This is a genomic window from Streptomyces sp. NPDC088124 (assembly GCF_040685895.1).
Classification (GTDB): domain Bacteria; phylum Actinomycetota; class Actinomycetes; order Streptomycetales; family Streptomycetaceae; genus Streptomyces.
The window spans coordinates 1-1191 of record NZ_JBFBJB010000145.1 but is presented as its reverse complement, the minus strand read 5'-3'; the positions used below and the strand labels follow the sequence as shown (position 1 = coordinate 1191).

Genomic DNA, 1191 nt, shown 5'->3' with positions numbered 1-1191 from the left:
TAGTACTCCAGTCTGACTTCGCGATCTTGAGTCGGGCCCGGCTGGGAACGGGTACGGCCACCGCGTGATCATCGGGGGTTGTGTGGACTCCTGAAGATCGTGCGGTGGCCGCGGGCCATAGCGTAGACCCTGTCCGTTGGCGGTCGATGTTCGACCTGGTCATGGCCCGGATCGCGGGCCGGTTCGGGCGGGTGGAGCCCCGGGCGACCGCCCGCGCCTACCTGCTCGGGCTGCTGTCGAGTGTCGAGCGGAAGAACTGCTGGCAGCTGGCCGAACTGGCCGGCCATGCCCGGCCCGGGCCGATGCAGCGCCTGCTGCGCTACGCCCGTTGGGACGCGGATGCCGTCCGCGACGACGTCCGCACCTATGCCATCGAACACCTGGGCAGCGACGGCGGTGTTCTCGTCGTCGACGAGACCGGCTTTGTGAAGAAGGGCCGGGCCTCGGCAGGGGTGCAGCGGCAGTACACCGGCACCGCAGGACGCATCGAGAACAGCCAGGTCGGCGTGTTCCTCGCCTACGCCACCGACCGGGGACGGGCTCTGATCGACCGTCGGCTCTACCTTCCCGAGCACTCATGGTGCTGCGATCCGGAGCGCCGCCGCGCTGCCGGAATACCCGATGGGGTGCAGTTCGCGACCAAGCCTCGCCTGGCCGGGGAGATGATCGCCGCTGCGCTGGAAGCGGGCATCACCGCTTCCTGGGTGACCGGCGACGAAGCCTACGGCCAGGACCCGCACCTACGCGCCCGTCTGGAGGAGAGGGGCATCGGCTACGTCCTGGCCGTGGCCTGCTCCACCAGGGTCCGGATCAACCAAGGACGCACCCTCGTCCGTGCGGACACCCTCGCCGCCCGGCTCCCCGCAGCCGCCTGGCAGCGGCACAGCGCCGGCAGCGGTGCAAAGGGCCCGCGCTACTACGACTGGGCCTGGGTCCACATCGGCACCGGCGGCCACCGCCACCTGCTGATCCGCCGCAACCGGAGCACCGGTGAACTCGCCTTCTACCTGTGCTGGTCACCCACCGACGTGCCCCTGTCCGAGCTGGTCCGCGTCGCCGGTGTCCGCTGGAGCGTTGAGGAGTGCTTCCAGGCCGCCAAGGGCCAGGTGGGACTCGACCACTACCAGGTCCGCAACTGGACCTCCTGGCACCGGCACATCACGCTCGCCATGCTCGCCCTGGCCTTTCTCG

1 protein-coding gene is annotated in these 1191 nt (G+C 69.9%); it reads left to right on the top strand.

Going from position 1 to position 1191, the window contains the following annotated elements; translation table 11 throughout:
* Window positions 1-161 precede the first annotated feature (161 nt).
* Window positions 162-1191 (top strand): IS701 family transposase (locus tag AB0P17_RS43280; protein ID WP_365820627.1); only part of this gene is annotated, 1030 nt, incomplete at its 3' end.